This window comes from Xenorhabdus mauleonii, assembly GCF_900113945.1.
GTDB lineage: Bacteria > Pseudomonadota > Gammaproteobacteria > Enterobacterales > Enterobacteriaceae > Xenorhabdus > Xenorhabdus mauleonii.
The window spans coordinates 27835-42204 of the sequence record NZ_FORG01000005.1 but is presented as its reverse complement, the minus strand read 5'-3'; the positions used below and the strand labels follow the sequence as shown (position 1 = coordinate 42204).

General features: G+C 45.8%; 9 protein-coding genes. 3 read left to right on the top strand and 6 right to left on the bottom strand.

Going from position 1 to position 14370, the window contains the following annotated elements:
- Positions 1-13: 13 nt before the first annotated feature.
- The 3 genes from prfH to BM100_RS06425 form a co-directional block, all read right to left on the bottom strand.
- Entirely contained in the window at positions 14-631 is a 618-nt protein-coding gene (gene prfH / locus BM100_RS06435) for a peptide chain release factor H (protein WP_092509100.1), read from the bottom strand.
- Positions 628-1749, bottom strand: a complete 1122-nt coding sequence (locus tag BM100_RS06430; RefSeq protein ID WP_092509098.1) for an RNA ligase RtcB family protein — start codon at positions 1747-1749, stop codon at positions 628-630. Before BM100_RS06430 ends, prfH begins: the two co-directional genes overlap by 4 nt.
- A 348-nt stretch (positions 1750-2097) precedes the next feature.
- Complete coding sequence (locus tag BM100_RS06425) at positions 2098-3051, bottom strand: helix-turn-helix transcriptional regulator (RefSeq protein WP_092509096.1); 954 nt, start codon at positions 3049-3051, stop codon at positions 2098-2100.
- 87 nt (positions 3052-3138) lie between these two features.
- Here BM100_RS06425 and BM100_RS06420 point away from each other — a divergent pair, with 87 nt between their 5' ends.
- Positions 3139-3588: a carboxymuconolactone decarboxylase family protein gene (locus tag BM100_RS06420; RefSeq protein ID WP_092509094.1), complete on the top strand. Its 450-nt coding sequence runs from the start codon at positions 3139-3141 to the stop codon at positions 3586-3588.
- Between the two features lie 203 nt (positions 3589-3791).
- Here BM100_RS06420 and BM100_RS06415 read toward each other — a convergent pair whose 3' ends face one another.
- Positions 3792-4643: an SMP-30/gluconolactonase/LRE family protein gene (locus tag BM100_RS06415; RefSeq protein WP_092509092.1), complete on the bottom strand. Its 852-nt coding sequence runs from the start codon at positions 4641-4643 to the stop codon at positions 3792-3794.
- Positions 4644-4823: 180 nt separating this feature from the next.
- The gene (locus BM100_RS06410; protein ID WP_092509090.1) at positions 4824-5210 is read right to left on the bottom strand and encodes a putative signal transducing protein; all 387 of its coding nucleotides are present in this window, start codon (positions 5208-5210) and stop codon (positions 4824-4826) included.
- A 264-nt stretch (positions 5211-5474) separates the two neighbouring features.
- Here BM100_RS06410 and ghoS point away from each other — a divergent pair, with 264 nt between their 5' ends.
- Positions 5475-5789, top strand: coding sequence for a type V toxin-antitoxin system endoribonuclease antitoxin GhoS (gene ghoS, locus BM100_RS06405; RefSeq protein WP_092509088.1), 315 nt, complete (start codon positions 5475-5477; stop codon positions 5787-5789).
- 66 nt (positions 5790-5855) lie between these two features.
- Here ghoS and BM100_RS06400 read toward each other — a convergent pair whose 3' ends face one another.
- The gene (locus BM100_RS06400; RefSeq protein ID WP_092509086.1) at positions 5856-6314 is read right to left on the bottom strand and encodes a YaiI/YqxD family protein; all 459 of its coding nucleotides are present in this window, start codon (positions 6312-6314) and stop codon (positions 5856-5858) included.
- Between the two features lie 690 nt (positions 6315-7004).
- On the opposite strand from BM100_RS06400, the gene BM100_RS06390 reads away from it, so the two are divergent.
- Positions 7005-14183 carry a TcdA/TcdB pore-forming domain-containing protein gene (locus tag BM100_RS06390; protein WP_092509082.1) on the top strand — a complete coding sequence of 2393 codons (7179 nt, stop codon included), beginning with the start codon at positions 7005-7007 and terminating at the stop codon, positions 14181-14183.
- Positions 14184-14370: the final 187 nt, after the last annotated feature.

Sequence of the window (14370 nt, the reverse complement as noted above, 5' to 3'; positions counted from 1 at the left end):
TGTCGCTCTAATCTCAATTAACCGGAATAAATTTCATCCCGATAAAAGTGCGTACCGCATTCCCTCTTTCAACTTGATGATGAAATAAGCGCCGCTCAGCCCTTGTCTCTGCCTGAGATATATCTTGTTGCTGCCGGAGGCGGTGTTCCAACATCAAGCGGGCAAGCCGACGATTGGCATGTTGGCTGCGTTCAGTCTGTACTTTAATGCTGATCCCACTGGCAATATGCACTGCCCGGACGGCCGATTCAGTTTTATTGACATGCTGGCCACCCGGCCCCGAGGCTTTGAGCGTCTCAAATCTGATTTCACTTTCAGGCAATTCAGCTATAGCCTCACATTGGGTGACACCAATAAACCAATTTTTTCTACCCGCACCTTTTCGCCATGGGCTATCGCAAATCCATTTAATTGTTCCGTTCCAGCACTCAAAAAGTTGTTGCTCATTTTTCCCTTGAATAGCAACCAGTACAGAACGCAATGTCCCAACACGTTCTCCCCTCTCTTCTTCCAAAATATCGGCAGTGACACTTAACGCATCAGCTTCTTGGATCAAGCGCCCCAGTGCTTTTTTGACGGCCAGCATGCACTCATCCGGCCCCTGAGCCGAGGATATTTGCAACAATATCACTCTTGGCCTCCCCGTGTTTTATAGGTCAAAACAGGTTTAAGCCGAGCTATTAATTTGATCAATCCCGCCTGTAGCATTGCCTCCATAACACCATCAATCGGCTTATAGGCTTCCGGCGCTTCTTGGAAAATTAATTGTTTATCTAAACAAATCACGCGACTGCCCAATGAGGTACGGGAAAGCTGCACAGTGTTATAACGCCCGCTCAGCCGTTCCTTACATTCACCACGCATCCACTTTCGTCCTGCGCCGTGGGCAAGAGAAAATAAGCTCTGCTCACTGGTCAGCGGTTGAACCAAATAGCTGTAATCCCCCCGTGATCCCGGAATGATTACCGGCCCTTTATCAGCCGGAGTCGCACCTTTTCGATGCAACCAACCCTCAATGCCACCAACGGTACATGGTGTCAGTAAGTTATGTGAAACATCGAGCAAGCATTCGCCATTAGCACGCCAACGTCCCAGCATTCTTTCTGCAATTAATTGGCGATTAACACACGCATAATTCAACGCTTGTTGATGTTGTTCAAGGTAATTCTGCGCCTGCGGGCTGGATGATTCCAACCCATTATGCCCATGTTCACGAACATGTTGTTCAAGGATCATTTGCCCCATGCCACGTGAACCACTGTGCACCAAAAGCAGAAGTTGCTGTTTATTCAGCTGCCATTTTTCAATCAGTTCTGGCTGATAGATGACATCCAATTGCTGTAATTCAGCAAAATGATTGCCGCCTCCAATCGTTCCCGGTGAATAGCAAAAATGCGCAGGGATATCTTCAGGTAAATCCTCTGCCTCCAGAGGTAAGTCAATAGAGCCAAGCCGTTTTTCCAACTTGTCCAATGACCATTTATTCAACATCAAGTCTGTCCGCCACAATGCCATACCGCAGCCGATATCATTGCCAATAAGGGCCGGATAAAAACGAGATTGTGAAAAAAATGCAGCACCGACTGGATACCCCCTGCCAGGATGAAGATCGGGTAACCCGACGACACGAACCATATCAGGAAGCTGCGCTGTTATTTCAAGTTGCTGGATAGCTTTACCTTCCAGCCAAGTATTTTCTGTCACGATAAGCTGTACGTTCGGTACAGCCGAATGCAAAGTATTGCCCATAGATCAACCTTATGATCAATGAAAAAATAAGGGTGTAGACAGGCCTTCTAGAGCCAAGCAATACTGATAGATTTGAATTTAGTAATTAGCTATGGGCTGGCCTGAAAAGAGTTATTATTGTCGTCATTATAATTTCCTCCATTTTCAGTCAGTTGTGTGGAAGTAAGTTGATTGCTGCCTTGTGCAGACGGCGCATCATACTTCAAACGCTATCTTCATTGCCAGTGTTTTGTTTAATTTATTTTCACATTTTTTAATTCGCAAGAGATTCAGTCATTCGACCATCAAAACGATGCAACCCTGCAAATAAGAAAATATTTTCCAAGACGCCTCTTACTGAGGCTTTTTTTATAGTGTTTCTGACTCTAGCCGCTGCAAGCGTGCTTTGATTTCATCAATGTACATTTGCTTTAATGTTTCTGGTTCGATATCGATCAGATGTTGAGAAAAACCATTGATATAATCCAGTAGATAGCCCAGTTCTTTTTGATGATAATGGCCTGAGATTATTGCATGGTTATCCTCGGTTAATTTCAGTGCAATATGCGGGAAAGGTTTGCCATAATAATGCTCAATACCGGTTCTTTTTATCTTGATCTGGAAATAATGTTGCTGTTTTTCCTGCCTTAATTGAGCAAAATTGAGTAAATTAAAATCCACAAACCGGATATCTTCAGGAATATTCAATGATTTTATTGTCGGATGAAATGAACGAATCTCGTTACAACGTAACACCCGTAAATCTTGTTCTTCATAATCAAAAACAGCTAAAAACCATTTTCCCGATTCAAACCACATCGCGATAGGATAAATGAACATCGTCTTGTCATGGTAAGTTATTTCTAGATTTTCCTGTTGCAGAATATGGTTCAGCAACACATCCAATTGCTTGGCTGGATTAATCTGCTTTACCGCCATCACGCCCAAATGTTTGCGTAATTTGTCTTCTTTTAATTTTTCATCATGAGGCAAAACTTGTTTCAGCTTTTCGGAAATACTGCGAAATTGCAGATTGAAAGGCGTGTTTTGCAAAATATGCATACCTGAAATAGCAAATAACATTGCATGAATTTCATCCGCACTAAACCTGACCGGAGCTAATCGATATGTCGGCGCAATCATATATCCCCCATTCCTTCCCCGCTCCGAATATAGAGGAACCCCCAATTCTTCCAAGGCGGATATATAACGCAAAGCACTGCTGCGGGATAAATTAAATTCCTGCATCAGCTCATTTAAAGTTACTTTCTGCTTGCCCTGTAAGAAAAATTGCATCTGTTGCAATAATATTGTTTTTTTCATCCCATCCTCTCAGAAAAGGTGTCAGAAAGTGAAACCTATCTTCTTTATGATAATCACTACCCCATAATAGATTAAAAGGAAAGCATTATGACACGCGTTTCTTTAGTTAAAACGTTTCCCGACCTTTACAAGCAACTGTTATCTTTAAATTCTGAAGTAGATAAAAGCGCCGCATCTGCCGGGATCCCGGACGTGTTATGCGATCTATTAAAATTACGTATTTCCCAGATTAATGGATGCGCCTATTGTGTCCGGCTGCATACCAGAGATGCCTTAAAGAAAGGTGAATCTATTGATAAAGTTTCTCTGGTGGCCGCTTGGCAGGAAACAAAATATTTCACAGAAAAGGAACGAGCCGCATTATTGCTAGCCGAAGCGATAACAGAAATACAAAATGATCGAGTTCCAGATGACGTTTATCAAAAAGCTGCTGAAGTATGGAGTGATGCAGAAGTTGCTGCAATTGAGTGGCTGGCTATTATGATGAATACACTAAATAGATTTGGCATATCGAGCCGATATGAAGTGGCTCCGTAATATTCTGCCTTGCTGAAATAAGCGTCAAACTCTGCGATTCATTGTGCGGTAATTTTTCCCGAATTACCGGAATTCCCATAAGCAGGTTTTTTTCATCGCATTAACGTATCAGGAAGAGGTAAGTTGCCGGTTCATATAGCACGTTTTATGTTGTTTTCCGTCCAACATAAATCGCTCCCGAGTGACTTAACTCTTCCCTTTCATCATTCTTCAGTGAACTGAGCTACAGAGATTCGGTATAACGACGTTGTGGCCGTAATATAGAGTAGATCTTGATTAAAGCCACCTAAAGTGCAATTAGATACTCGTTCCGGTACTTCAATTTTATCTATTTGTGTACCAAATTTATCGAGAATGATGACACCATCTGCACAACTACAATAGATATTGCCTAATTTATCGATACAAAAACCATCCGGGACGCCAGGTGATATTGATGCAAAATGTCTGCCAGACCCTAAAATTTTACCCCGTACCGGATAAATGCGTAATTCACGTCTTCCATGAGCAGGAAAATCGATAATAGACATATCAGCAATGTAGAGCCATTTTTCGTCCGGTGAAAAAGCTAATCCATTCGGCCTTTGGGTATCGCTGGTTGCTATCGAAATACTGTTATCAGCCGGATCGTAACAATAAACATAGCATCCAATAATCTGGCTTTCTGCTTTATATCCTTCGTCATCACTAATAATTCCATAAGGAGGGTCAGTAAACCAAATCGTACCATCAGAGCGAATGGCGACATCATTCGGCGAATTAAATCTTTTCCCATCTATTTTTTCCACCAGCATAGTCACATTGCCATTTTTTTCTGTGCGGGAAATTCCTCGTCTGCCATGTTCACAACTAACGATCCTGCCTTTTTTATCCAACGCATTGCCATTGGCGTAATTAGAATATTTTCGCCATAGCGTTACACCATCATGCTCTGACCAGCGAAACATCCTATTTCCTTTCACATCGCTGAAAATAACCGCATCTTCTGTTGGGAGCCAAACGGGGCCTTCTGCCCAGATAGCCGGGGAACAGAGTAGTTCTAAATGTGCTTTCATTATTATTACCCCTCTATTTTTAAAATATCAGATGCATAATCTTCCTTCGTCTTTCAATTTAAGATTTACCGTTTTTAAATCGACGTGTCAGTATTAAATTTGATCAAGCAGATATAGATAATGGGAATGCAGGGAGAATCGCACAAAATTGACGTAAGAATTGAAGTGAAATAAAAATAATCAGTCAGATTTTAACGGTAATCCGATTCCTGTTGTAAAAAACAACAGAAGTACTAATAAAGTATTTATTAACACATTAAATCGATATGAGGATGAAGATAATTCTTTACTGACTGGATTATCAGCTATTTTATCCAATGAATATTCATTATCTTCAATTTGATAAAGGATCTCTCTGGCCCGCTCTATATCGTCATGATGAACAAGAAGTTTCACACCGCCAAATGCTTGTGAATACATATAATTATTCCACACAATATCTTCATCAATAACTGCGGCATAAATCCCTTCTGATAACATTCTGCCTAAGATAATACGGGCATCTATTGGTGATAGAAAATTTGCCAGCAACCGCATATTTCCTCTTTGAGCATAATTATTCCACATAATCACACCACCATGATCCGGTTAATTATTACACAGCATACCCCATTATTGAGTATCACAGGCAAGCTATTTTTAAATACAGGAATGTTTCCTCAAATAACTGTGATTTATTGATATAGCGCAACAATGTTAACACCTGTAAATTCATCTAAAGATTCTCGGAAAGAAATCAGGGAATTGGCTATGACTTTCTGTTACCTAAAAAATTTACTGTCACCCCAAAAAAACGGCTTGGTTTTTTCTTAAACAAAAGAGAGGGCTATTATGGCTAATTATATGGTTCGTGTTGAAATTTTTGGTGCAGGTCCAAAAGAGTATAGTTATCTGACTGAATCAATGGCTATCATTGATTTTAGAAACACTGTCAGATACAGCAATGGTGAGTTAATGCTTTTACCTTCTGGAACTTATGTTGGCGTCTCTGCAAATTCTGTTATGGAGATCAGAGACAAAGTCAGAAAATTAGCAGCGCCATTATCATCAAAAGCCCCAGCTATATTTGTATGCCACTATAACGAGTGGTCTGCTTATCTCTATTCAGCTTCGATATCTTCATTTGCATCCGAGTCTGAATCTTAATGAAGAATTAGCTTCAATTAAGCTGGCTCTCCAACAATAAGCTGGAGAGCCGCTTTTTCCGTTTCGTTATTTCACTTGTTTTTTCTGTTGCAATAACCACTTATCTAGTTCATTTGCAAACAGCTGGCGATCACGTTGTTTTAACGCAGGAGGCCCTCCTGTTTGGATCCCACTCGCGCGCATTGTATCCATAAAATCACGCATAGTCAGACTCTCACGTATTGTCTCTTCGCTATAAAGTTCGCCACGCGGATTAAGCGCCGCTGCACCTTTTTGGATCACCTCGGCAGCCAGAGGAATATCAGCTGTAATCACTAAATCACCGACTTCTGTGCGACAAACAATTTCATTGTCAGCAACATCAAACCCGGCAGGGACTTGTAATGTATGCAAAAAAGCGGATGCAGGTACACTTAGCCGTTGATTTGCCACGAATGTAACCTGTATTTTTTCACGTTCTGCAGCACGATATAATATTTCTTTTATCACCTTAGGACATGCATCAGCATCCACCCATATAGGCATAACAAACTCCTCTCAACTTCCTATTTTAACTATCTCTGAATATTCCCACGATTTTTCCAATAAGAAAACAGCTATGGTGCATTAGGTTTGTTAAGATTTTAGAGATGACGCCGGTATGCGGGTACTGGCGTTTATGATTATGATTGAAGTTTACCGCCGATTCCCTCTCTCCTTATGTGCTTGTTCTTTGTTATTTTTTGTAAAACTAATTGATAATGATTATTGTTACGATAACAATAATCAACAAAGTTTATCTCTAGCAACATATGAACGGAATCACACGATGGGCATTACAATTGATAGGGACTATACATTTGTTAATACGTTGTCATTTGCCCTTGATTACCCTCGATTATTGTTGCAATGCCTTTCTTCCAATCAGGCTTTGACTCAGTCTCTTTATACCGCTTCGCCTGACATTTTTCCCACTAACGAACTTGAAACCAGATGGTGCAGGAAGATGATTCTGTCATCTTTTCGGCGACGTATTGATTTTTTAGCTTATGTAGCTCGCCTTAGATGGGTTTAAAGCCCGGCTGTACACTTTGCAGATGAAGGATTGAATTACCGCCCAAGCGGGCTGATGTATTTGCCATGATTACATTTAATGTTTTGCCATAACTCTATTTAACGTGTTGTAAATCATAAAGTTTATCAATAGGACAGTAAGATTTTTTAAGGAGAATTATCATGCCGAATAATAGCTACCAATCTCTGCTTATGTCAGCGCAGGCGACTCTTAAGGAAATACAACGGAAACCGGATATCAAGGTGTTGATTCAGGCTATTAAGCAAGGATTCAGCGAAAGTGGCCATAAATGGACTCCTGAGTTGATCAGGCAGCAAAAAATGCTGGAGCAGGCAGTGGAGAAAGGTGCTTATATGCGCTATAGCAATGACAAGCCGGCTGATATCAGCGGACTTAATGAAGGTGAGCAACGGTCATTTGTCAATTATATTAAAACGCTGGCAGCGCGTACCAATACGGTCGATATTTTGGTACAAGGTAGTGAAAATACCGCCTTGTCCTCTCAAACCGATACTGTTCTGGGCACCGCCGATGCTTTTCGGGTACTTCCCAAGGATTTCAAACAACGTCATGGCACTCGCTCCAAAATGGGTGCAAGGCTGACCATTAACGTTGACAAAACACATTTCAACTCGCTCGCCAGTGCATTGACCCAATTGTTTAATGATGACAACCGTGGCTGGCTGGAGCAGGCCAAAATCATGGGGCCGAAAAATCTGGGTCACCGTACCGACCAAGCCGTGATTTACCTTTCCAATGCAGGGGTCGAACATGCACAAGCTATCGGCCGCCAGCTCAATGAATTACTGCCGGCGACAGCCTTTATCAAACATACCCCGATTGGCATGTATCACGTCAGCAAAGGCATTTCATATTCTGAAACGGTTGAAGGTGAATCAAGCAGCCATGGTCAATCCCGGGCGCGATTGATCGCAGCGGCAGCAACAGAGTCCTTGCTCACCAGCGCCCCGCTCGAGAAGACCCTGACGAAAACCTTGCAAAGACGGGGATATGATGCATCCAACCCTGCATTACTGGCGCAAGCGGTACGGGATCGCGAACTCAAAGCTGGCTTAATGCCTATGGGAAATGGAGCCGGCTCCCGTGAAGGCAGTGCCGATATTCAACAATTTGCCACCGATCCAAAATCGTTCGCTGAATCCAACACCATCAGTGTGGAAGCATTGGTCAGAGCGGGGCAACTCCCGGCTGAAGGGCTCGCTCAATTGGTGAAAGTCAAGACAGGTTTATACGAAGTCGAATACATTGATCTGGGCACAGAGAGTAACGCGAACAGCGTGCCCGCCTATTTCCTCGGCTACAACGGCGCAAATCAGGCTAAAGCGTTGCCTGCCTATGTGGATATTCCTAAGCAGGCTGTTCCGGGAAGTTTTCTGTTCACCGGATCATTGTCGGGATGTTCAATCGTGGTGACCAACCTTGATGACAATACTTATCGCGTCTACCACGATGGCCGGGTTAACAGCTCATTGCTGTATGACAATGTGGTCATGGCAGTGGATTATCAGGATTATCAAGTCGCCGGTACAGCTGAAGGCCTTGCCGCGGCTTACATGCAATACGTTAATGGCGAGTGGCAACTGGTGTTCCAGCGTCAAGAGTATCAGCGAGACGGTCATATGCTCTGGCCGAAACTGCGCAACGGCGAAGAGCCACTATCCATTCAGGTGGCTGACAGCCAAGTGACTGCTCATAGCCAGGCCAAATTCACGGATTACCGTGAAAAAATTCATCAAAAACTCCAAAAGGTTGCGGCCCAGTTCGGCATATCAACCGAAGGGATCTCTGATGGTGTATATGAAAAAGGGGAATTTTCTCCTCATCATTCAGCGATTGCCGCATGGATTGAGCTGCGTGATAAGGTTCAAGACAAAATCACCGCAGATACCCAGCAATTGGTGGACAAACGAAGCGATCTCTATCAACTCCGAAACAACACCAGAGACAGTGCCAAGCTTGTCCTGATCGACCAACAGATAAAGCAGCTCAATATCACGCTGGAATTCTACAAAGAGCAATACGATGTAGTCTTGCGTGAAGTCTTCTCAGTCGAGCAAAGCTGGTTGTGGCAGCAGATTAAATCCAAGAACGGTATCGATGCCGTCTTGCAGATTAATGATACCTCTATTCAGGGCGGTGGGCAGGAGCGTAACCTCAGCTTGGGTGAACGTTATGCTATCGCTGAAGCTTATCAACGAAGGGAAACGAACCCTGAATTTATTGATGGGCTACGTCACTTTCAGGATGTCAGCATTCCGGGTTTTGACGATAGAATGTCGGCGCTGGAGATGAAAGGCCTGTTTTTTGACAGTCAGTTGACTCCCAAGCAACGAGGTGCCTTAATCAGTCGCATCACTGAAGCGAGCCAAGCAGAATACATTGATAATGTCCTGAAGCAGACGGCTGTATTCAGCGAAGATTTTCAACGCGCCGGAAGTCTCTCCAGCCATCTGGTACCACAAGATTTCTATCTGTCATTGGTCGGGGATGTATCCGGCGGCCGTTGCTATCCTTTGGTCAGGGCTATGGCGGTGGCACTCGCCAACAATGGTGAGACAGGTGTCAACAGTCTGGTGGAAAAGCTCTTTTTGGCCGCAGCTTCCCCGCAGGAAGGCAGCTCCACGCTATTCAAAAACAGTCTGGTAAGACTGCATTCCAATGTTGAGGCTGTACAGGCATCAATGCAGCGAGGACAGGTTACCTTACCCGAAGTGGCTTCCCTGCTGGAAGAATCGGCTGGCACTTCGACATTCGCTCTCAATACCCGAAATCACGCCATGATGGTGGGAGTGACTGTTGACGCTGAAGGACGTCGATACTATTTCTATGATCCCAATGTCGGTATTTTTGCATTTGACAGCATGAAAAACTTCTCCCGTGCCATAGAAAAACACTTAGTGAAACGCAAATTAGCCGTTCATTATGGTGCACTTGGCAGCCAGTCGGCACCGGCTTTCAACTTAGTGGAGATCGATCCGGCCAAAATGGCAAAAGTCCCGGTAGGCAACGGCTTGGATGTAGCTGACCTGACCCGTCCCGATGAACTGGCCACCGTCATAGAGCAACGGCAATGGGCCAAGCAAGCCGTCAACACCCAAGAGAAGATTGCTGAAAACGTCCAGTTACGCACCACATTGGTTGCTCTGGATGCGGAGCAGTGGGGAGAAAGGTTCGACAATGCCATGACAGAACTTGCCAGAGAAAATAGGCTTGACCAGCGCTGGATGCCGGTGATTGACAATATTAAGGAACAGGGTAAAGGCCATTATCGCATCCAATTCATCAATCGCGATAACCTTGAGGAGAAGTGGATAAGCAGCGGCGATGACACTTTTGTCAAATTCCGCCATTTTATTGATGAGCATATGCACACTTTAGGCCAGCACTTCACCCTTGAACGCGGCCAGATACGGCACAATGGCGGTGTTGGCGAAGCCGCTCCAGTTGATGGGTTGAACTCAGGGTTTGCGGTACAGACACTGATTCAGTGGTTTACCAACAAGAACCGCAGCGATGCAGCACATGGAATTTCTTCGCCAGATTTGGCTACCGCACTCAAGATCCACAGTTATCTTAACTACGCCCAAATGGCGCACGGTAGCATCAACGATGTGGTTAAAGTGACTGAGCTGGTGCGTACCGCATTGCGCGGCGAAGTAGTAGGCGCCGAAACATCACTCAAGGAGTTCTCTTCCGCTCTGGCTCATACCGCCAACGAAGGCATAGGCTTGCTTTTTGGCGGCGCTTTTGTTGGGTTAGATGCCTATGAACTCGCTCACGCAGAAACGGATACACAAAAAGCGGTATTTGGAACGCAACTGGCGTTCGATTCCGCCAGTTTCGTGACCGGTGCCGCCGGAGCCGGTGCTGGCATGGTCGGTGCCTCGACAACCGCAGCCGTCCTCGGCGGTGCCGGAGTGATCCTTGGCGGGCTTGCGGTGGGCTTCACCGCACTGGCCCAAGCTTTTAGTGCGGTTGCCGAAGATGCTAAAGCTGTCGGGCGTTATTTCGATATACTCGATAAGGCCTACGAAGGTAATGGCTACCGGTATGACAGCAAGCAAGATGTGCTGGTGCCCCTTGCCGGCGCTGTCATCAAGACGTTGGATCTGCGTAATAAACAAGTCGGCTTCGACAGTCAGTACATCTATCGTACCCATTCTGGCCCGACAGGTTCAGGGAAAATCAATTACTTCTTTTGGGTCGGAGATTCTCCAAAGATGGTGCACGATCGCAGTCAGGCAATCGAAGTGCGCAGTGGAATCGGTCATACCAACGCTTTCCATAAGCTCGATCACAGTGACAGTAATGTGCTGATCTTGCCGGGTACGCCCAAATCCTTCATCAAATACGAATATATGATACTTCCGGGGGCAACTACGCGCCACGATACTGGTTTCGATGTGATCCGCAGGCTCGAAGATGATAAGCGCTTTGACTATGATTTCTACGTTTTCCCAAGCGAATGGACGATCCGCAGGATTTATCAAGAATATGTCTCGACCCCCATTGAAGTCATACTCGACCCGCGCAACAGAAAACTGATAGTACCGGAACTCCCCAAGGAACTGCATGGCTACCTGCATTACGAAATCAAAGGCGCAGGTGGCGAGTACCTGATCGGGTTGAACGAAGGAACCCGTGTCAAGCTCATCAACGACGCTATTAAGCCGGACGGCAGTAGCGATATGCCGTCACGCTGGATCATCGATAGCAGCCAGCTTGCCAATGACACTATCAAAGTCTCGAAAAACCGGCTGGAAGTCGGCGGAGTGGTGGTGGAACTTGATCCATCCCGGCACGGGCAGGTGCTGGTGGTCAACAACAAGAACGAAGTGCGTGAAATCAACTTCTCCACACTGACGGCTGATGTGGTGAAAGAGGATGCAAGTAAATGGCAAGTATCCGGTCAACAAATCGAGCAGCATTTAAGTGATCTGGCGAAAGCGCACCAGTTGCACGGGCAATATGTGGTGGTGGAAAACTACAGCCACAATGGGCATGACGTTGGCCGAGCCTTCTACGATGTCGCTAAAGATCGGATGATATTCACCGACACCCGCCAAGAACAGGCCAAACATGCGCAATTGGGTGCCGTGATGGGTGAACACGCTTATTTCTATGATGCCGACAACGCAGCGGCATGGCGGGTAGATATTGCCAACGGACAGGTTGATGCGCAATTTATGCCGTGGTTCAACCACAATGCGGGCAAGATCAGTCGGCTCTGGCAAGAAGGAGATGCGGTTTATCTGGCGCGGCATTATCAGCTAAAAGAAAGAGAAGCGGAGTTGAGTTATCGGATCATCAATGACCGAATGGAATTAGTCAGTGTTGTGGGTGATGATGAGTTGCTCCAGCATTTGGCAAATACCGACAGACATCGTGATGTGCTCGGGGCGATCCTCCAAAACTACGAGAACAACCGCACCCAACGTGAATTGTCAACATATACGCTGGACGCCCGACAGATTCAACCAACCAGTGCGGACCTGATCACCGTGTTTGGTGTAGATGCTGATGACGTGAAACACCGTTACTGGATACGTACCAACGACGGGACATTGATCAAGCCAAATCTGGCACCACCAGCAGATCATCCTCTGTCCTTCGACGCGGATAAACACATCCGCAGCAACTGGCAGATCCCGGCTGATCTGGTATTGGCAGGCACTATTTCCGATCTTGCTGATAAGGAAGTGTTCTTCTTCTACAGCCATGAGCAAAAGGTTCTGTTCCGTCAGGAAGGCCCGGGGCAGACGGTTCTTGACGCCAGCCATCCGACAGCATTGCGTGTCAGCACTCCCCCACTGGCCAACGTGGTCAACCTGAATGGTAGTTTGCTTGCCATCACTGAGGACGGGCGTGTGGCTCAACTCAATGCGGCGGGACAGTTTAACTATGAAGCTGTTAACGAACATTGGCTCAAGGGACGTGCTCATTGGTGGCAGGATCTGGCCAGCGTCACTGGCAACGGAGCTACCTTGGCCGTGTTTGGCGTCAAAGGCAGCGACGGCAAGCGCCCGTTGCCGGTGTGGTATCACAACGGGCAAGTGGTGGTAGCATCAACTGAATTGCAGGGTAAATCCCCACAATTTCTGGGATTTGACGCGGGCAGCACCTCCGCTCGGCTCTTTGAACCTGAAAGCGGTAAGCTATATCACCAACCTGTCATGACTTCAAATGAACTGGCTGCCGCTTTTGGTTCTGACCAAGTGCTTGATGCATCAGCACAGATTCCTGTTGCCAGCGAGTTGACGCCTGAATTGTCCCTAAAAGAGGTACAGCAGGTTGATGTTGGCATGCGTCTGACCACAATCAAGGGTGAGATTTTGCTGCGAGCCGATAATGGCAAGTTACAGTTAGTGGGTGTTGACGAAGAATGGCAGAACAATAACAAGGCTGATCAGACACAGGCACTCTCTAAACTTGCCAATCAGTGGCAAGTCGAAGAAGGGGCACTGACCTTACAAAACAGCAGTGCACCAAGCTGGTTTGATGTTGGCAGCGGTCAGAAATTCGTAGGCAACGGAATTCCGACCACGGATCATCTTAGTTTTATCGGCATCAATGCAGAACATAAGGTGGCGTATGTGTATAACCAAACGGCCCAGAAACTGTACTGTCTCCATGATGGCAGAGCGACAACTGTCAACAAGCTCAATGGCGTGGAACGAATCAATTCCTCTTTATTGCTTCAAGGAGGGGAAGCCGATGACGATCTGACGCCACCGATCATTGACGGTGTTGATAGTCTGGTGCTGCATGGCGGGGGCAATCACGATTCCTATCATTTCACCAAGGAAATATGGGATCACTACCGCACAGTAATTATCGATAATAACGATCCGGCACAAGCGTTGGATCGCCTTATCCTGCCGATAGCGAATCCGGCAAGTATTCTGGTGAAACAGCACAATGATGATTTGATGTTGACTGACACTGGCAACGGAACGGCATTGGTGGTTCGTCAGGCCTTTGACAATCAGGCCAAGGCTCATCTACATATCAACCTAGAAAGAGCTTCATCGGTGATCGACGTGGATTATCTGGTCAAAAACTTAAGCAAGCCGAATGGCACTCAGGGCATGCTGATGGATTTATCCTGGGCCAGCGGGCAACCCGCCAAACCTGCCATGCCAATTGATGCAGTTGCTATTGTCTCAGAAGCAGAAGAGCTGAGTCTGGGAACGCTGATTGGCGCAATGGCCGCATTCCCTGATGCGGGAAGTGTTCACGGCAACACGCTGCAAAACCTGCAACCTGCCAAGGTCGAGCAACCGCTTTTGCTGCCTGACACCAACATTTCCATTATGTGAGTATAAGAAACAACAGGAGGGGCTAATCCCCCCTTCTTTTTTCTGTACATTTCTGTACACCTCTGTACATCGAATAAACCATCAGTTTTTTATTCCGCTCAAGAAAAATCGAACGCTGTTTCGAAAGCCAATTCTATTTTGAGCTGGCAACCGACACAGAAAACAGCACGGATGCACTCTTCAATGC

Bases quoted from the DNA above. Each gene is read 5' to 3' on its own strand.
- BM100_RS06425 (WP_092509096.1), bottom strand. From the start codon at position 3,051: ATGAAAAAAACAATATTATTGCAACAGATGCAATTTTTCTTACAGGGC.
- BM100_RS06430 (WP_092509098.1), bottom strand. From the start codon at position 1,749: ATGGGCAATACTTTGCATTCGGCTGTACCGAACGTACAGCTTATCGTG.
- BM100_RS06390 (WP_092509082.1), top strand. From the start codon at position 7,005: ATGCCGAATAATAGCTACCAATCTCTGCTTATGTCAGCGCAGGCGACT.
- BM100_RS06415 (WP_092509092.1), bottom strand. From the start codon at position 4,643: ATGAAAGCACATTTAGAACTACTCTGTTCCCCGGCTATCTGGGCAGAA.
- BM100_RS06400 (WP_092509086.1), bottom strand. From the start codon at position 6,314: ATGCCTATATGGGTGGATGCTGATGCATGTCCTAAGGTGATAAAAGAA.
- BM100_RS06410 (WP_092509090.1), bottom strand. From the start codon at position 5,210: ATGTGGAATAATTATGCTCAAAGAGGAAATATGCGGTTGCTGGCAAAT.
- ghoS (WP_092509088.1), top strand. From the start codon at position 5,475: ATGGCTAATTATATGGTTCGTGTTGAAATTTTTGGTGCAGGTCCAAAA.
- BM100_RS06420 (WP_092509094.1), top strand. From the start codon at position 3,139: ATGACACGCGTTTCTTTAGTTAAAACGTTTCCCGACCTTTACAAGCAA.